Annotated in this window: 12 protein-coding genes; 6 read left to right on the plus strand and 6 right to left on the minus strand. The window is 72.3% G+C overall.

Translation table 11 applies throughout. The features are described from left to right. Positions 1–27: 27 nt before the first annotated feature. Both DNK53_RS01370 and DNK53_RS01375 read right to left on the minus strand, forming a co-directional pair. On the minus strand, positions 28–234 hold the full coding sequence (locus DNK53_RS01370; protein WP_162599697.1) for a hypothetical protein: 207 nt from the start codon (positions 232–234) through the stop codon (positions 28–30). 46 nt (positions 235–280) lie between these two features. Continuing rightward, positions 281–1582: an HNH endonuclease gene (locus DNK53_RS01375; protein ID WP_110180519.1), complete on the minus strand. Its 1302-nt coding sequence runs from the start codon at positions 1580–1582 to the stop codon at positions 281–283. 245 nt (positions 1583–1827) lie between these two features. On the opposite strand from DNK53_RS01375, the gene DNK53_RS17650 reads away from it, so the two are divergent. The 3 genes from DNK53_RS17650 (at position 1828) to DNK53_RS01395 (ending at position 7872) form a co-directional block, all read left to right on the plus strand. Beyond that, entirely contained in the window at positions 1828–3723 is a 1896-nt protein-coding gene (locus DNK53_RS17650) for an IS110 family RNA-guided transposase (protein ID WP_204163700.1), read from the plus strand. Positions 3724–3845: 122 nt separating this feature from the next. Next, positions 3846–4442: a malonic semialdehyde reductase gene (locus tag DNK53_RS01390; RefSeq protein WP_110180520.1), complete on the plus strand. Its 597-nt coding sequence runs from the start codon at positions 3846–3848 to the stop codon at positions 4440–4442. 163 nt (positions 4443–4605) lie between these two features. Next, on the plus strand, positions 4606–7872 hold the full coding sequence (locus DNK53_RS01395; RefSeq protein WP_110180521.1) for an amidase family protein: 3267 nt from the start codon (positions 4606–4608) through the stop codon (positions 7870–7872). Positions 7873–7875: 3 nt separating this feature from the next. Here DNK53_RS01395 and DNK53_RS01400 read toward each other — a convergent pair whose 3' ends face one another. Next, positions 7876–8907, minus strand: coding sequence for a serine hydrolase domain-containing protein (locus DNK53_RS01400; RefSeq protein ID WP_110180522.1), 1032 nt, complete (start codon positions 8905–8907; stop codon positions 7876–7878). A gap of 114 nt (positions 8908–9021) precedes the next feature. Here DNK53_RS01400 and DNK53_RS01405 point away from each other — a divergent pair, with 114 nt between their 5' ends. Continuing rightward, positions 9022–9216, plus strand: coding sequence for a hypothetical protein (locus DNK53_RS01405; RefSeq protein ID WP_110180523.1), 195 nt, complete (start codon positions 9022–9024; stop codon positions 9214–9216). Here DNK53_RS01405 and ppk2 read toward each other — a convergent pair. Further along, positions 9185–10081, minus strand: a complete 897-nt coding sequence (gene ppk2, locus DNK53_RS01410) for a polyphosphate kinase 2 (protein WP_110180524.1) — start codon at positions 10079–10081, stop codon at positions 9185–9187. The two genes, DNK53_RS01405 and ppk2, sit on opposite strands and share 32 nt — an antisense overlap. Before the next feature lie 85 nt (positions 10082–10166). On the opposite strand from ppk2, the gene DNK53_RS01415 reads away from it, so the two are divergent. Together DNK53_RS01415 and DNK53_RS01420 are read left to right on the plus strand one after the other, a co-directional pair. Continuing rightward, positions 10167–10730, plus strand: coding sequence for a SigE family RNA polymerase sigma factor (locus DNK53_RS01415; protein WP_239456311.1), 564 nt, complete (start codon positions 10167–10169; stop codon positions 10728–10730). Continuing rightward, entirely contained in the window at positions 10727–12052 is a 1326-nt protein-coding gene (locus tag DNK53_RS01420; protein ID WP_162599698.1) for a TolB-like translocation protein, read from the plus strand. The genes DNK53_RS01415 and DNK53_RS01420 overlap by 4 nt, the downstream gene beginning before the upstream one ends. Here DNK53_RS01420 and treY read toward each other — a convergent pair. Beyond that, positions 12049–16212 carry a malto-oligosyltrehalose synthase gene (gene treY / locus DNK53_RS17915; protein ID WP_239456312.1) on the minus strand — a complete coding sequence of 1388 codons (4164 nt, stop codon included), beginning with the start codon at positions 16210–16212 and terminating at the stop codon, positions 12049–12051. The two genes, DNK53_RS01420 and treY, sit on opposite strands and share 4 nt — an antisense overlap. Continuing rightward, positions 16209–18365: a glycogen debranching protein GlgX gene (gene glgX / locus DNK53_RS01430; RefSeq protein ID WP_110180526.1), complete on the minus strand. Its 2157-nt coding sequence runs from the start codon at positions 18363–18365 to the stop codon at positions 16209–16211. The genes treY and glgX overlap by 4 nt, the downstream gene beginning before the upstream one ends. Between the last annotated feature and the right edge of the window lie 21 nt (positions 18366–18386).

Raw genomic sequence — 18386 nt, forward strand, 5'->3', positions numbered from 1 at the left:
CCGGGCTGACGGCGGACGACCCGACGATCAGACGGACCGGGAGCTGCGCTGCTTCCTGAATCCCGCCAGGAGGAAGAAGACGGCCATGAAGGTTCCGTACACGACGAGGAAGAGGCTGGTGACCTCCACGTCGATCAGCCGGCTCACGAGGGCGAAGGCCAGGCTGGCGACGACGCCACCCGCCAGGCTGGAGAGGACGACGCCCCACGACGAGCTCCCGTCCCGCACCCTCATCGCCACAGGGTATCGACACGGGTGGCGGCACCGGGTCCACGGCCGGTCACAGCGACCCCGGCACCGGCATGGGTGGCGGCTTGCCGTAGGCACAACGCCCGCTGCTCGTCCGGGTGCCGATCTCGGGCCCACCGCCGCGGAAGCCCACCCAGCTGGTCCAGCCGGGGGTCTCCTTGACGTGGTTGCAGCGCTCGCAGAGGCCCTGGCCGTTCTCGTACGACGTCCGGCCGTCCTCCCGCGCCGGCACCACGTGGTCGAGGTGGCGGATCGACGCGTCGCACCACGGGGTGCGACAGGTCTCCGCGTCGCGGATCCGGATCATCTCCGCGAGCAGACCGTCGAAGCAGCGGCTCGTCTTCTCCATGGCGACGAGCTGCCCGTCCTCCGGAAGGGCGAAGAGCCGCCGCACCGTCACCTCGTGGCGCTCGAATGCCTCGGCCAGCAGGCTGCGGCAGACGGCCGCGGGGAGGTGGCCGGAGCCGGGCACGAGGCCGGGGGCGTCGGCGGTGCCGAGCAGCGAGTCGAGGCCGAGGACGAGCCGCAGGTCGATCCGTCGCGGCTCGACCGGGTCCACCCCGGTGAGCCGCCGCACGACGACGTCGGAGCGGACCTGGTCGGGCGTACGCGGGTCGCCGGCGGCACGGGCCTCGGCGGCGGCCTCTGTGAGCGCCTGCATGACGGGTCCGTAGTGCTCGGAACGGACGACCGCCGTGATCCGCCCGGTGCCGTCGCCCAAGAGCCGCCCGGCGACGTGCCGCCCGGCGCGAGCCCGCGCCCTCCTGCGGGTCGCCGCCACGGGGTCGGCCCCGGTGACCAGGCGCCGCACGTGCTGGCGCAACTGGTCGGTGCCGAGGGTGGCCGCGCAGCCGGACGAGGGCCCGTGCCAGAGCTCGACGTCGACCCGCAGCCGGTCCTCGGCGGAGAGGTCGTCGGTCTCCCGCACGACCAGCAGCGCACGCTCCTCCGTGAGCACCCCGCGCTCCAGGGCCGCGAGCGTCCCGGGGAGGTCGTGGACGAGGGCGCTGGCCGCTCCCACCAGGAACTCGCCTCGCGCCGGCGACTCGCGTCGGGCGATGCCGAGCTGGCTGCCGACCGCAGGCTCTCGCCCACGACGTCGCGAACCGCCGCGCACCCTCGCGAGCCGCGCCCGCTCGCGGTCGGCGTACTCCGCCGTCACCCGCGCCTGTGCGGCGGCTGCCGCCGCTTTCAGCGCCTCGAGCGCCTCGACCTGGGACAGGCAGTCGGCGGTGAGACCGGGGTCGGCCGTGACCTCGACCAGCGAGGCGGCCAGCGCAGAGAGGTCCGCCGCGCTCCACCCCGTGCCACCCCGGCGGCTTTCCTCGATCATGTGTTCGAGAATAGTCCGCATCACCGACAGTAATGATGGCAACGCTCGTGGCGGTCGTGACTCTTGCTCCGACCGGCGTCCTGCTGGGCTGCCTTCAATCTGTAATGTCCGGCCGCCGCGAGCGGCCGTTGAACGGCGCCAGCCGGGCGGACATGACTTCATAAGAGCCTGGCAAGCGCCTCATTACTGTCCTGTCTGCCCACCCGGCTGGGGCCCACCCTCACGAGTGGAAGGCAGCACCCAGCATGACAGTCGAAGATGAAGTCGCCGAGGTCTACGCCGGTATCGACACCCACGACGACTCGATCCACGTCGCCGTGATCAGCGCCCAGGGCCGCGACCTGGACGACCGCGAATTCCCCACCAGCACCGACGGCTACCGCCGTGCCCTGGCGTTCATCGCCAGCCATGGCGACACCATCTGCATCGGGATCGAGGGCACCTCCTCCTACGGTGTCGGAATCACCCGGGCCGCGATCAGCGAGGGTTTCGACGTGGTCGAGGTGATGCGCCCTGAACGCGCCGAGCGGCGCCGGTTGGGCAAGTCCGACCCGATCGACGCCTACCAGGCTGCGCGGGCTGCGATGGGCAGCCACCGCACCGCTCCGGTCAAGGACGGCACCATCGACGGGATCCGGGCGTTGCACAACGCCCGCCGCTCGGCACGCAAGGCCCGCGGGGCTGCGATGGTCCAGATCCACCACCAACTGGTCACCGCACCCCCGGCCATCCGCGAGCGCTACCGCACCATGGGCGCAGAGAAGCGAATCACGGTCTTGGCCCGCATCCAGATCCGACCCGATCGCGATCCCGTCGAACGGGCGATCATGCTCGCCCTCAAGACTCTCGCCCAACGCTGTGTCGAGCTGACCCGTGAGCGGGACAAGCTCGAAGCCGAGCTCGACCAACTCGTCACCGCCGCCAACCCTGGGCTTCGCGCCGCCTACGGCATCGGACCCGACACTGCAGCCCAACTCCTGCTCACCGCCGGCGGCAACCCCGACCGCTTGCGCAGCGAAGCCGCGTTCGCGGCACTGTGCGGGGCCAGCCCGATCCCGGCCTCGTCGGGCAAAGTCACCCGGCATCGGCTCAACCGCGGCGGCGACCGCATGGCCAACAGCGCGCTCTACAGGATCGCCCTGGTCCGCATGTCCAGCGATCAGCGGACCAAGGACTATGTCGCGCGTCAGCGGCAAGCCGGACGGAGCACCGGCGAGATCATGCGACTCCTCAAGCGCGCGATCGCCCGCGAGGTCTTCCGCTACCTCACCACCCCGGTCACCGTCCCGGCCGTCGACGACCTGCGACCGCTCCGCCAGGCCAAGAACATCACCCTGACCGCCGCGGCCAACCAGCTCGGCGTCTGGCCGATCACCATCAGCGAACTCGAGCGAGGCATTCGCCGCAACGACGAACTCGCGGACAACTATCGCGGTGGCTCCTCAGCGCATGACCCGTACAGACTTGCATCGGCACGGTCGCGAGGACCGTGGGGCAGCAAGCCGAGGAGCGGGATGGACAAGATCGACTTCAAGAAGACGCTGGACTCCTATCGAGCATCAGCAGGCGACTTTCGTGTCGTCCACGTCCCCGAGATGCGCTATCTGATGGTCGACGGACACGGTGACCCGAACGTCTCGTCCGCCTACGTCGCAGCGCTCGAGTCGCTCTACCCGGTGGCCTACAAGATGAAGTTCGCCAGCAAGCAGGACCAGGGCCGCGACTACGTCGTCCCACCGCTCGAAGGCCTGTGGTGGGCAGAGGACATGGCGGTCTTCACGACGGCACGCAACAAGTCGCACTGGGACTGGACGATGATGCTCATGGTGCCGAGCTGGGTCGACCAAACGATGTTCGCTGCTGCCGTGAAGAAGGTCGGTACAAAGAAACCACCGCCACGCCTGGACGATGTACGCCTCGAATCGATGACCGAAGGCCAATGCGTTCAGACGCTGCATATCGGCTCGTTCGACAACGAAGCCGAAACGCTCGCGACGATGCACGACGACTTCATCCCCAGCCATGGCCTGCAACTCTCGGGAAAGCACCACGAGATCTACCTCAGCGACCCCCGCAAGGCAGCCCCCGAGAAGTTGCGGACCATCCTGCGCCAACCGGTCAGCGGCGACTACCAGGCTTGACGGCCAATAGGAGCATCAGTCCTGGCTCCCTGACGCGGTGATGCCCCAGGACATCGGTGACAGTCCTGGCCACGCCCGCCGCCCCGGGGAATAGTTAACCTGTCAACCATGTTGACAGCGCCATGAGCAACCTCGTTCTCAGCCCCGAAGCCCAGGCCCTCCTCTTCACCGAGGCCCGCACGGCCAACGCGTTCACCGCCGAGCCCGTCACCGACGAGCAGGTGGCCGCGATCTACGAGCTGGTGAAGTTCGGCCCCACCGCGATGAACACCCAGCCGCTGCGCGTCACCCTGGTGCGCGAGGGTGAGGCCCGCGAGCGCCTGCTCAAGCACATGTCTGACGGCAACCGGGACAAGACCGCGAGCGCCCCGCTGGTGGCGATCCTCGCCGCCGACACCGACTTCCACGAGCACCTGCCGCGGACCTTCCCGCACTTCCCGGGCGCGCGCGACATGTTCGCCGGCGACGCGGCCTCCCGCGCGCAGGCCGCGACGTTCAACGCCGCCCTGCAGGCCGGCTACTTCCTCGTCGGGATCCGTGCGGCCGGCCTGGCCGCCGGGCCGATGGGCGGCTACGACGCCGAGGGCCTGGAGCGCGAGTTCTTCGAGGGCACCACGCTCAAGCCGATCATGGTCGTCAACATCGGTCGCCCGGCCGAGAACGCCTGGTTCGACCGGCTCCCCCGCCTCGAGCTCGACGAGGTCGTCCGCGAGGCCTGAGCCAGCACGCCCGACTGCCGGACGAGCCCCCGCCCTCAGGGCGGGGGCTCGTCCCGTTCACAAAGAAGTAGAACCTGTTACACGGAGGACACGCGCTCGCCGCAACTTCGACATTCAACCTTCCTAGGTTGCGACTCCCGCACCCGACGAAGGGAACCTCCCCGTGACCCGCCCTCGCCCCCTGATCGCCTCGCTCTGCGCCCTCGCGCTGGGCGCCTCCCTGGTCCCGGGCGCCGCCTGGGCGCTGACCCCGGTGACCACCGACGACGGCGCCACCTGGAACGTCAACGACGCCCGCCGCCCCGGCCTGGACACCGGCAGCATCCGCAACGTCTCGAACTCGCGGCTCGAGGCCTTCGGCAGCCTCTTCCTCCGGGTCGAGGGCGGCAGCCACCGGATGAACGGGGAGATGCTCCGCGGCTTCGGCATTACCGAGGTCTCCGCCGGCTCCGGCTCCTACGTCTCCACCGCGTCGGTGCTGATGGACGGCGTCAGCGTCGCCCGCCAGCTCGACGTCGCCAAGGACACCGGCACCGGCACCTTCCTCGACACCTTCACCAACACCACCACCAAGCCGGTCACCCTGCGCGCCTCCTTCGGCGGCTCGCTGGGCTACGGCGTCCCCACCGCCAGCACCGCGGGCCGGGTCACCGCCACCTCGGACGGCGACGGCCAGCTCGACGGCGACGACACCTGGCTCGTCGCCACCACCGCGGGCAACTTCCGTCCGACCGGCGTGGTCGTGGGGTCCGTCCCGCCGGCCCGCCTCGGCGACCAGCAGAACGCCCCCTTCACCGACGACTACTCCCCCACCGGCTCGGCGCAGAACGACCCGGGCTTCGTCCACGAACTGACGATCGCGCCGGGCGCCACCGCCTCGCTCCTGCACTACGTGCACGTCGGTGCCCGTGGCGACTCCAGCGCGGTCGTGGGCACCACCCAGGCGCTCGCCGCGACCCCGGACACCTCCGCGCTCACCCTCGACCAGCTCTGCACCGTGGCCAACTGGGAGCCCGGCTCCCTCCCCGGCATCGACCCGGCCACCTGCGTGGGTGCCGACCCGCTGCAGCTGCCGCCCGCGGTCGCCGACCCGACGGTGCGCACGACGGTCGAGTACGACGTGACCGGCAAGACCGCCGCCGACCTGCGGCGCGACATGCGGGCCGGAGTGGTGACCTCGGTCGAGATCACCCAGGCCTACCTGGACCGGATCGCCGCCTACGACCAGGGCCCGCTGGGCTTCAAGTCGTTCATCCACGTCGCCGACGACGCGCTCGAGCAGGCCGCGGCCGCCGACGCGGCCCGGGCGGCCGGCGACGACCGTCCGATGCTCGGCATCCCGATCGCCATCAAGGACCTCTTCGACGTCGAGGGCCAGCCCAACACCGGCGGCATCAAGTCGCTGGCGACGTGGGAGCCGGAGTCGGACGCCTGGCAGATCGCCGCCATGCGCCGCGCGGGCGCGGTCTTCCTCGGGAAGACCAACCTGTCGGAGTTCGCCAACTCGGGCTCCTTCAGCGAGAGCGGCTTCATGCAGTCGTGGAACGGCCTCCACCCGTCGAAGACCTCCTTCGGCTCCTCGGGCGGCTCCGCGGCGGCGGTCGCGGCCGACCTGGCCCCGATCTCCATGGGCACCCAGACGGGCGTCTCCCTCTACGCCCCCGCCACCGGGGCGAGCCTGAGCACCTTCCGCGGCACCGACGGGCTCACCAGCGCCGAGGGCGTCATGCCGCTCACCTGGGCCCAGGACTACGCCGGCCCGATCGGCCAGACCGTGACCGACCTCGCGATCGTGCTCGACGCGACCGCGACCCGCACCACCGGCAACAACCCCGCCGACGTCCTCACGAACCGGGTCGAGGAGTCCCTGCGGCCGGAGTCGTTCAGCGCCGGTCTCGACGCGGGCGCCCTGCGCGGGAGGAAGGTCGGCTACCTGCCCGGTTCCTTCGCCTCCGCCCAGGTCAGCGACGACCCGGCGGGCGCCGACACCCTCGCCGACGTCCGGGCCGCGGTCGAGGCCGCGGGCGGCGAGCTCGTCGAGATCACCACCCCCGCTCCGGGCAACCCCGCGGCCCCGGGGCCGATCAGCGGCAACTCGGGCGCCCACGGCTGGGTCGACTACATCACCTCCGAGCAGACCTTCCCCTACCGGACGCCCGGGGAGGTCTGGAAGAACCTCGCCAACCTGCCCTACAACGTCTCCGGCACCTCGGTGGACAGCCGGACGCCGTACGACGAGACGAGCGTCGCCAACCTGCTCGCCCGTCGCGACGCCTACAAGGCGGCCGTGGCCACCTGGATGGACGACGCCGGCGTCGACGTCGTCGCCTACCCCGGCTTCCTCACCCAGCCCGGAAACAACGACGCCTCCTCGGCCGCCCTCTCCTCCGACCGGGCGAGCGGGGTGCTCACCTCCAACGTCGGGCTCCCGACCGTGGTGATCCCGGTGGGCACCACCTCCGAGGGCTACTCCAACTCGTTGCAGCTCGTCGGTCGCGCCTGGAGCGACGCCGAGGTGCTCGCGATGGGCTACGCCGTGGAGCAGGTGGCCGACGCCCGGGTGCGCGGCACGCACGCCCCGGCGCTGGAGTACGCCGGCCCCGCCGACTCGGTGGTCGGCCTGAGGCTGGACGCCTCCGCCGTCGAGCGCGGCACGGCCGCGAGGGCGACCGTCTCGGTCATCAGCGCCCGGCAGGCCACCGGCCCCGTCACCGTCACCGTCGACGGCCGCACCGTCACCGGCACCCTGGCCGGCGGCACCGCCACCGTCGCCCTGCCCGCCGACCTGCCGGCGGGCCGGCACCTGGTGGTCGCCCGCTTCGGCGGCACCGGCAAGGTCGCGGCCGGTGAGGCCGCCGCCGAGCTGAAGGTGACCGCTGGCCGCACGCAGGTCGCGCTGGCCGCGGCCGCCGACACCGTCACCGTCGGGTCGGACGCCGTCGTCACGGTGACCGCCACCGGTGCCTCCGGCCCCGCGGCCAACGGGACCGTGCTGGTCAAGCGCGGTGAGGAGGTGCTCCGCAGCGCCACCCTCGGCGCCGACGGCACCGCGTCGTTCACCCTTGCCGGGCTCGCCGTCGGCCGCCACGAGCTGACCGCCACGGTCACCTCCTCGGCCGACCAGGCCTCCGGCACCAGCGCGCCGGTGACGGTCACGGTGGTCCGGGCCAGGCCCGCGGCCACCGCGAAGCTGAAGGGCAAGAAGGTCCGGGTGGCCCTGCAGGCACCCACCCCGGTGGAGGGGACCGTCCGGTTCGCCGCCCGCGGCAAGGTCTTCGCCAAGGTGAGGGTCGCCGACGGCAAGGCCGTGGTCCCGCTGAGGAAGGTGCCCGGCAGGGCCGGGAAGTCCGTGAAGGTGAAGGTCACCTACCTGGGCTCCGAGTCCCTCCTCCGGGCGAAGGCGACCGTCAAGGTCAAGAAGAGGCGCTGAGCATCAGCGCCGCGCCACGGCGGTGGCCAGCTCGGTGAAGCGGGCCACCGTCAGCGGGGCGGCCTCGGTCGGCGGCTCGCCGAGCCGCACGGCCACGACTCCGGTCGACGGCGAGACGTGCAGAATCTGCTGACCCAGCCCGATCGCCCAGAACGCATCCTCCGGCGCCCCGGGGACCATCGGTCCCTGGGGCGTCGGCGTCCCCTCCGGCAGGGGCACCGCCGGCAGCACCGGGCCGGGCTCGTTGATCCAGAAGAGCAGCCCGTAGGCCCGGTTGAGCTCCGAGCTCGACCGCTGCGTGGCCTGTCGCAGGTAGCGCTTCGAGACGATCCGCCGGCCCTGGTACTTCCCGCCGTCGGCCAGCATCACGCCGAGCCGGGCGAGGTCGGGGCAGGTGGTGACGAGCCCCGCGAAGAGCATCGTGTTGCCCGAGGGGTCGCGCTGGATGCTGCTGCTGCGCATCCGCAGCGGCCGCAGCAGCACCCGGTCGGCGAACTCGTGGACCGGCATCCCGGTCGCCTTCTCCAGCACCGCCTCGAGGACCTGGATGGCGGAGTTGTTGTAGTACCACTCGGTGCCGGGGCGCGCCTGCTGGGAGAGCCGGACGGAGAACCGCGTCTTGTTCCGCGCCGAGGTCATCTCGGTGTAGTCGGTCTCCATGCTCCACTCACGGCCCGAGGTGTTGGCGAGCAGGTGCCGGACGGTGACCCGCCGCGACGGCGTACGACGCCACTCGGGCACGTACCTCGACACCCGGTCGTCGAGGCGCAGCAGCCCGCGGTCCTGGGCGATCCCGACCAGCAGGGAGGTCACCGACTTGGTGATCGACCAGGCGGTCGAGGTGTCGACCCTGCGGTCCAGGTCCTTCGACAGCACCGTCCGTCCGTCGCGGACCACGGCCACGCAGTGGGAGCCCGCCGCGCGGGCCTCGGCGAGGAGGGCCTGCCGGTCGCTCGCCGCCCCGGAGGACGCCGGCACCAGGGCCGAGCCGGCCACGACGAGGGAGAGCAGGGGGCCGACGAGGGTGGGACGCATGGGGCGCACCCTCCCCCACGGATGCCGCCGTGTCCACGGTCGGGGCGCACAAATCGTCGGCGCATTGCGCGCATTCCGTCCCCCGACGCGGTCGGGTTCGTGCACGCTGGACGGGTGACCGACGAGCGACTCGAGACCGCCGCACTGAACGTCGCCTGCGTGGTGGCGTCGGGCTTCACCGCCTTCGTCCTGGGCATGTGGGCCCGCACCGGCGAGACGAGCGCGCCGGCGGTGCTCGGCGTGCTGCTGGTCTGGGCGGTGCTGGCCTTCGGCTGGTTCAGTCGCCCACGGCCTCGCGCCCGCGCCTGACGAGCTTCTCGTCCGGCGCCAGGACGATCGCCTCGTCCTTGCCCTCGTAGTCGAAGAGGCTGAGGAAGAGCCGCATCGCCGCGATCCGCCCGCGCTTCTTGTCGTTGCTCTTGATGCTGTGCCACGGCACGTCGTCGGTGTCGGTGCGGAGGAACATCTCCTCCTTGGCGTCGGTGTACTCGTCCCACTTGTCGAGGCTCTCGAGGTCCATCGGCGACAGCTTCCACCGGCGCACCGGGTCGAGCTGGCGGATGGCGAACCGGGTCCGCTGCTCCTGCTGGGTGACCGAGAACCAGAGCTTGGTGACCTGCACCCCCGACTCGTTGAGCATCTGCTCGAAGACGGGCGCCTGCCGCATGAAGACGTCGTACTCCTCGTCGCTGCAGAACCCCATCACCCGCTCGACGCCGGCGCGGTTGTACCAGGAGCGGTCGAGCAGCACGATCTCGCCGGCGGTCGGCAGCTGGGAGACGTAGCGCTGGAAGTACCACTGCCCCTGCTCGGTGGTGGTCGGCTTCGTCAGCGCGACCACCCGGGCGGCGCGGGGGTTGAGGTGCTCGGTGAACCGCTTGATCGTGCCGCCCTTGCCCGCCGCGTCGCGCCCCTCGAAGACGACGACCAGGCGTCGGCCGGTGTCCTGCACCCAGTACTGCAGCTTGAGCAGCTCGATCTGCAGCAGGTACTTCTCCACCTCGTAGTCGTCGCGGCCCATCAGCTCGTCGTACGGGTAGTTCTCCCGCCACGTGTCGACCGCCTGGCCGTCCGGGCCGATCAGCACCGGGTCCTCGCCCTGGTCGTCGCGGACCGTGTAGCCCCCGTCGCGCAGGCTGTCGATGTAGTGGCGGAGGTCCATGTGCTGAGGCATGGGCCCTGCGTACCCGTCCGGGGGCACCCGTGCAACCTTCCCCCTCCCCTTCGCGTCTGGAACACGTCAGGATGAGGAGGGGAAGGTGAACGGCACCATGACCGCAACGGGGGGTTCGGTGGGCCTGAGGCCACGGGAGGAGCGTGCCGCGGCCCGCGACGCCGACTTCACGGCGTACATGCGGTCCCGGCAGCCCTCGCTGCTGCGCACCGCCTACCTGCTGACCGGCGACCTCGCCGGCGCGGAGGACCTGGTGCAGGACGCGTTCGCCAAGCTCTACCTCTCCTGGGACAAGATCCGCGACCGCGAGTCGCTCGACGGCTACGTCCGCCGGATCGTCGTCAACGAGCACAACTCGCTGTGGCGCCGGGCGTGGAAGCGCCGCGAGCGCAGCTCCGACGCCGTCCCCGACACCGCCGTGCTCGACACCTACGAGGACGGCGAGGCGCGCGCCCTGTGGCGGTTCGTGGAGACCCTGCCGCCGCGGCAGCGGGCGGTGGTCGTGCTCCGCTACTACGAGGACCTCTCCGAGGCCGAGATCGCCGCCACGCTCGGGATCAGCACCGGCACCGTCAAGTCCCAGGCGAGCAGGGCGCTCGCCACCCTGCGCGAACGAGCCGGCCGCACCGACCGGGAGGAGGAGCGATGACCGACTTCGAGCAGGAGCTGCGGGCCTCCCTCTCCCGCCGCGTCGAGGGCGGCGTCCCGCCCACCTCGCTGGACCTCGCCACGGTCAGGGGCCGGGCGCGGCGGATCGAGCGGCGCCGCCACGGGATCGTCGCCGGCGTCGCGGCCGCGGTCGCCGCCGTCGTGGTGCCGGGCTCGTTGGCCCTCGCGCCGGCGTTCGAACGATCCGACGTGCCCCCGGCACCGCAGCCGACCTTCACCCCCGCCCCGACGCCCGACCACGCGCTGGCCGGGGACGCGTCGCTCGACTTCCGCGACCTGCCCACCGGCCCCGACCCGACGATCGGCTACCTCGACCTCAGCGGGCAGGAGCCGGTCGTGCGGGAGCCCAGCGGCAACGAGACGGTGCTGGAGCTGGAGAACCCGACGCCGTTCGGCTACACCGCGCTCAACGACGGCCGGTACGTCGTGCTGACCAGGCTCGACGGCGGCTCCTGGCTCGTCGAGGTGACGGACACCTCGGGCACCACGCAGCAGGTCTACGAGACCACCGACGGCCTGAGCGTCGACCCCACCCACACCCAGGTCGCCTGGGCCAGCGACGAGGGCGAGGTGATGGTGCTGACCGCCGGGGTCGAGGAGGCCCGGGTGCTGGCCGAGGTCCCCGGCGACGGGCGGGTCGACGTCACCGACCTCGACGGCACCGACTGCTTCGCCACGCCCGAGCCGGGCGGCGAGGGGACGGGCTGCGTGGTCCACGTCGGCACCTACACCGCCGACGGCTACCCCGGCCCCGGCTACCTGGTCGCCGGCCAGGAGGTCGTCCCCCTCGAGGGGACGACGGAGGAGTTCCTCCGGCACGCCGACTCCGTCACCGCCGGCGACCCGCAGGAGACCAGCTGGACCTCCTACTCCGCCGGGATCCGGGAGCTCGTCGACCAGACGAACCCGTGCTCGGAGGTCTACGGCGTCGACGAGCAGTCGCGCGAGAGCGGCGTGCTCTTCGAGACCTGCGACCACGTCCCCGACGCCTTCTCCCCCGACGCCCGGTCGCTCCTCCTCTGGGGCACGGAGGACGGCGGCGCCCACTCCCGGATCGGCGTCGTCGACATGGAGACGCGCGCGCTCCGGTGGGAGCGGACGGCCACCGACCCCCGGATGGGCCGGGTCGCCCACGCCGCGTGGGAGGGCGACGGGAGCCTGCTCGCCTCCGCCTTCCAGGGCGGCCGCTGGCAGCTCGTCCGGTTCTCCGCCGACGGCGCGATCGAGCGGGTCAGCGGCCAGGTCCTGGGCGACGAGGTGGACGCTGCGTTCATCCCCGAGGCGCAGCACTCCGCTCCCTAGAGCGGCAGCAGCACCGCCCCTGCATGGGCGGGGAGCTCGACCCCGCCGGGGACGGCGGTCGCCCCCGCCGGCGTCGCCCAGCGCACCACGTGGTCGCCGCCGAGGTCGACGGTGACCGGCTCGTCGGAGAAGTTCACGGCCACGGCCACGTCGCCGCGCGTCATCACGAACCAGCGCGCGTCCTCGTCGTACTCGCACGACGTGCGGCGCAGGTCGGGGTCGGTGAGGTCGGGCAGCTCGCGGCGCAGCGCGGCGAGCGACCGGTAGACGTCCAGCAGCACCGCGTGCCGCCCGGTCTCCTTCTCCGACCAGTCGAGCTTGGAGGCCAGGAACGTCTGCGGGTCCTGGGGGTCGGGGACGGTGTCGACGTCCCACGCCATCCGCTCGAACTCCTTGACCCGCCCCTCGGAGACCGCGCGGCCGAGCTCCTCCTCGGGGTGGGAGGTGAAGAACGCGAACGGCGTCGAGGCCGCCCACTCCTCGCCCTGGAAGAGCATCGGGGTGAAGGGCCCGGCGAGCGTGAGCAGCGCCGCGACCGCGAGCTGGTCGTCGTCGAGGTGGGCGGTGAGCCGGTCGCCCGCCGCCCGGTTGCCGACCTGGTCGTGGTTCTGGCTGCAGACCACCAGCCGCCACCCCGGCACCCGCTCGACGTCGAGCGGCCGGCCGTGCTCGCGGCCCCGGAACGACGACCAGGTGCCGTCGTGGAAGAAGCCGCGCTCGCAGACCTTGGCCAGCGCCGCGAGCGGCGCGAAGTCGGCGTAGTAGCCGGTGGTCTCGCCGGTCAGCGCGACGTGGACGGCGTGGTGGAAGTCGTCGCTCCACTGCGCGTCCAGGCCGTAGCCGCCGCCCTCGCGGGGGGTGATCAGCGTCGGGTCGTTGAGGTCCGACTCGGCGATCAGGGTGAGCGGCCGCCCCAGCTGCGCCGACAGCCGGGCGGTCAGCACCGCCATCTCCTCGAGCAGGTGGGTCTCGGAGGTGTCGACCAGCGCGTGGACGGCGTCGAGCCGGAGCGCGTCGACGTGGAAGTCCTCGAACCACATCCGGACGTTGTCGAGCACGAGCGCCCGCACCTCGTCGGAGCCCTCGCCGTCGAGGTTGAGGTGCTCCCCCCAGGTGCTGCGTCCCTCGGTGGACAGGTAGGGGCCGAAGAGGGGCAGGAAGTTGCCCGACGGGCCGAGGTGGTTGTGGACGACGTCCTGGACGACGCCGAGGCCGGCTGCGTGGCAGGCGTCGACGAAGCGCCGGTAGGCCGCCGGGCCGCCGTACGCCTCGTGCACGGTGAACCAGGCGACGCCGTCGTAGCCCCAGTTGTGGGTGCCGTTGACGCCGTTGACCGGGAGCAGCTCGACGAGGTCGACGCCGATCTCCTTGAGGTGGTCGAGGCGGCCGATGGCGGCGTCGAGGGTCCCCTCGGGGGTGAAGGTGCCGACGTGCAGCTCGTAGACCACCGAGCCGGCGAGCTGCCGGCCGGTCCAGGCGTCGTCGCCCCACGCGTGGGCCGCGGGGTCGTCGGTGCGGGCCATGCCGTGCACGCCGTCGGGGAGCCGGCGGGCCCGCGGGTCGAAGACGACCAGGTCGCTCCCGTCGACGCGGTAGCCGTAGTCGACCTCGCCTCGCGGCTCCGGACCGGCAGGGTGCCACCAGTCGCCGGCGCCGCGCTCCATCGGCACCACCCGGCGCGACCCCTCGGGGCCCACGACGAGCTCGAGCGTCTCGGCGCGGGGCGCCCACACGTCGAAGCGGCCGCGGCGTCGGGGCTCGTCGGGCACCAGCAGCGCCACCGGGTAGTCGGCCAGCAGGTGGGTCACCTCGACCAGCCCGTCGCCGTCCGGGCGGACCCGGCGGTCGGTGAGCAGGTCGACGTACTGGCCGGGCGGGAGCTCGAGGGCGGTCTCGCCCCAGCCGCCGGCGCGGACCAGGCCCACCGGCAGCCGGGTCGCGACGGTGACCGCTCCCGGCGTCCCGTCGGCACCCCGGGCGAAGGCGAGCACGTGGTCGGCGGCGGCCCCGTGGGCGTGCAGCGGCCGGTAGCCGGCGAACCACTCGGGGTGGTCGCGGCGGGCGGTGAGGGCGACGTGGGTGAGCAGCAGCTTGGCCGCGCCCTCGTCGTCGGCGTGCGCCTGCACGTGCGGGCGCTCGCCCAGGCGCAGCTCCTCGAGCAGCGCCGCGCGCCGGGCGAAGTCGACGGGGCGACGGTTGTCGGGGTCGACGAGGCTCTGCTCCCACAGCTCGCTGCCCTGGTAGACGTCGGGGACGCCGGGCAGGGTGAGGCCGACGAGCTTGGCGCCGAGCGCGTTGACCCAGCCGGGGGCGGCGACCGCCTCGACCACCTCGGCCACCACGGCGTAGACCTCGGGACGGTCGAAGACGGCGTCGACGCAGCGGTGCACCGCGGCCTCGAACTCCTCGTCGGGGGCGGTCCAGGTGGTCCGCTCGGCGGCCTCGCGCATCGCCTTCTCGGCGTAGGCGTGCAGCCGCTCGCGGCTGGCGGGCCAGGCGCCGACGACGGCCTGCCAGAGCAGGTTGCCGAAGCCCGGGTCGGGCACGGGCACCAGGTCGAGCAGGCGGTCGAGGGCGGCGGCCCACTGGTCGGGGAGCTCGGCGAGGACCGTGATCCGGGCGCGCGTGTCCTCGCCGCGCTTGGTGTCGTGGGTGGAGGCGGCGGTCATCGCGTGCGGCCAGCGCTCCTGCCGCGCGGCCATCGCCTCGTGCAGCTGCTCGGGGCTGACGGCGAAGACGGCCGGGTCGGCGCCGACCTCGTTGAGGGAGGTGAGCCGCGACCACCGGTAGAAGGCGGTGTCCTCGACGCCCTTGGCCATCACCATGCCGCTGGTCTGCTGGAAGCGCAGCGCGGGGTCGGCGGCGCCGTCGGCCAGCACCGGCCCGAGCACGTCGAGGACGCCGGCCAGGTCGGGCCGGTGCCGCCGGGCGGCGGCCAGCGCGTGCTCGAGGTGCTCGTGGCCCTCGGGCAGGTAGGAGCGGTAGACGGGGAAGCAGGCGAGCAACTCGGCGACCCCGTCGCGCAGCTGCTCGGCGGACGGGACCTCGACGGGCTCGGCCGACGAGATCGCGAGGACGTGCGCGACCTCGCGGGCGATCCGGCGGACCTCGGACTGGAGGATCCCGTCGGCCACCGCACGCTTCGACTCGTGGACCATCGCCGCCCAGTCGACGGGGAGGCCGCGCAGCCGGGTCTCGAGGTCGTCGAGCGGCTGCTGCCCGGCGGGGTCGACGAAGACCCGGTCGACCAGCGCCAGCACGTCGTAGCCGGTGGTGCCGTCGGTGCGCCACGACTCCGGCAGCTCCTCGCCGGGCTCGAGGATCTTCTCGACCAGGACGTAGCCGTCGCCGGTGAGCGCCGCGAGGTCGCGCAGGTAGCCGCCGGGGTCGCGGAGCCCGTCGGGGTGGTCGACGCGCAGCCCCTGGACCAGCCCCTCGTCGAACCAGCGGCGGATCTCGGCGTGCGACCGCTCGAACCACTCCGGCTCCTCGACACGGAGCGCGGCGAGGGTGTTGACGGCGAAGAAGCGGCGGTAGTTGAGGTCGGTGTCGGCGCGCCGCCAGCTGACCAGCTCGTAGTGCTGGCGGGCGTGCACCTCGTCGGCGTCGGGCTCGTCGGGCCCGGCGACGGGGAGGCTCTCGGGCGCCAGCGGGAAGCGCTGGTCGTGGTAGTGCAGCTCGCCGCCGAGCACCCGCAGGTTGCGGATCCTCCTCGCCCCGTCGTCGCCGACGACGAGGTCGTCGTCGCCGACCACGGGGACCAGCAGCCGCCCGCCGCCGGCGTCCCAGTCGACGTCGAAGGCGCCGGCGTACGGCGACTCCGCGCCGTGGGTGAGCACGTGCCACCACCACTCGTTCTCCCACGGGTGGGCGATGCCGACGTGGTTGGGGACGATGTCGACCAGCACGCCCATGCCGAGCCGCTGGGCCTCCGCGGCGAGCGCGGCCAGCCCCGAGGCGCGGCCGCGCGACGGGTCGATCGCGCGGTGGTCGGCGACGTCGTACCCGTGGCTGCTGCCCGACTCCGAGGCCAGCAGCGGCGAGAGGTAGACCCAGTCGACGCCGAGCCGGTGCAGGTAGGGCAGGGTGCGCGCGGCCTCCAGCAGGTCGAGCTCCTCGGTGACCTGCAGCCGGTAGGTGCTGGCCGGGACGCGCCTCACGACTCGACCTCGGCCAGCGCCATGAGCGAGGCGGCCACCGAGGTCTCGGGCTCGGGGTCGGGCTGCTCGTACTGGCGGAGCACGACCAGGCTGCGGCCCTCGAGCACCAGGGTCGAGCCCGGGAGCAGCGGCGGCTCGGCGAGCTCGGCCGCGGCGGTGTCGACGACGGGCTCCCAGGCCGGCGCGTACTCCTCGCTCGGCAGCACCAGGTCGACCGGGTCGTCCCCGCCGTTGAAGTAGAGCAGGAAGTGGTCGTCGACCACGGGGTTGCCGGTCCGGTCGGAGCCCGGGATGCGCTGGCCGTTGAGGTACATCCCCAGCACCCGGGCGCCCTCGGCGTCCCACTGCTCGTCGGTCATCGGCTCGCCGCCGGGGTGCAGCCAGACGATGTCCTGGCTGTCGCCGGTGAAGAAGCGGCGGCGGCGGAAGGTCGGGTGCTCGCGGCGCAGCCGCACCACCGCGGCCGTGAACTCAGCCAGCGGCCAGTCGGCGCGGTCCCAGTGCACCCAGGAGATCTCGGAGTCCTGGGCGTAGGTGTTGTTGTTGCCGTCCTGGGTGCGGCCGATCTCGTCGCCGTGCAGGATCATCGGGACGCCCTGGCTGAGCAGCAGGGTGGCGAGGAAGTTGCGCTGGGCGCGGGCCCGCATCGCCAGCACCTCGATGTCGTCGGTCGGCCCCTCGACGCCGAAGTTCTGCGAGCGGTTGTGGCTCTCGCCGTCGTTGTTGTCCTCGCCGTTGGCCTCGTTGTGCTTCTCGTTGTAGGAGACCAGGTCGCGCAGCGTGAAGCCGTCGTGGGCGGTGACGAAGTTGATGCTGGCGACCGGCCGCCGCCCGGAGTGCTCGTAGAGGTCGGAGGAGCCGGCCAGCCGGGAGGCGAACTCCCCCAGCGTCGGCTCGCCGCGCCAGAAGTCGCGCACGGTGTCGCGGTACTTGCCGTTCCACTCGGTCCACTGGGGCGGGAAGTTGCCCACCTGGTAGCCGCCGGGGCCGACGTCCCAGGGCTCGGCGATCAGCTTGACCTGGCTGACCACCGGGTCCTGCTGGACGAGCTCGAAGAAGGTCGCGAGCCGGTCGACGTCGTAGAACTCCCGGGCCAGCGCCGAGGCGAGGTCGAAGCGGAAGCCGTCGACGTGCATCTCGGTGACCCAGTAGCGCAGCGAGTCCATGATCAGCTGGAGCGAGTGGGGGTGGCCGGCGTTGAGGGAGTTCCCGGTGCCGGTGTAGTCCATGTAGTAGCGCTGGTCGTCGTCGACGGTGCGGTAGTAGGCGGTGTTGTCGATGCCCTTCATGCTGAGCGTCGGCCCGAGGTGGTTGCCCTCCGCGGTGTGGTTGTAGACCACGTCGAGGATCACCTCGATGCCCGCGGCGTGCATCGCCTTGACCATCGCCTTGAACTCCTGCACCTGCTGGCCGGCGGCGCGGTTGGCGGCGTAGTCGGCGTGCGGGGCGAAGAAGCCCAGGGTGTTGTAGCCCCAGTAGTTGCGCAGCCCCTTCTCCTGGAGCGTGGAGTCCTGGACGAACTGGTGCACCGGCATCAGCTCGATCGCGGTCACCCCGAGCTTGGTGAGGTGGTCGGTGACCGCCGGGTGCGCGAGGCCGGCGTAGGTGCCGCGCAGCTCCTCCGGCACGTCGGGGTGCAGCTGGGTGAGCCCCTTGACGTGGGCCTCGTAGACGACCGTCTCGTTGTAGGGCACCCGCAGCTGGCGGTCGCCCTCCCAGTCGAAGAAGGGGTTCACCACGACGCCGAGCGTCATGAACGGCGCGGAGTCCTCGTCGTTGCGGCTGTCCTCGTCGCCGAAGTCGTAGCCGAAGAGCGCCTGGCCCCACTCGATCTCGCCGTCGGTGGCCTTGGCGTAGGGATCGAGAAGCAGCTTGTTCGGGTTGCAGCGCAGCCCCTGCGCCGGGTCGTGCGGCCCGTGCACCCGGTAGCCGTAGCGCTGCCCGGGCTGCACCAGCGGGAGGTAGCAGTGCCACACGTGGGCGTCGACCTCGGTGAGCTCGACCCGCGTCTCGGTCCGCTCGCCGGTCTCGGCGTCGACCTCGAAGAGGCAGAGCTCCACCCGCTCGGCGACCTCGCTGAAGAGCGCGAAGTTGGTGCCGCTCCCGTCGTAGGTCGCGCCGAGGGGGTAGGCGGAACCGGGCCAGACCTGCACGGGGTACTCCTGGGGGGTGAG

This window comes from Nocardioides solisilvae (assembly GCF_003194625.1).
Taxonomy (GTDB): Bacteria; Actinomycetota; Actinomycetes; order Propionibacteriales; family Nocardioidaceae; genus Nocardioides; species Nocardioides solisilvae.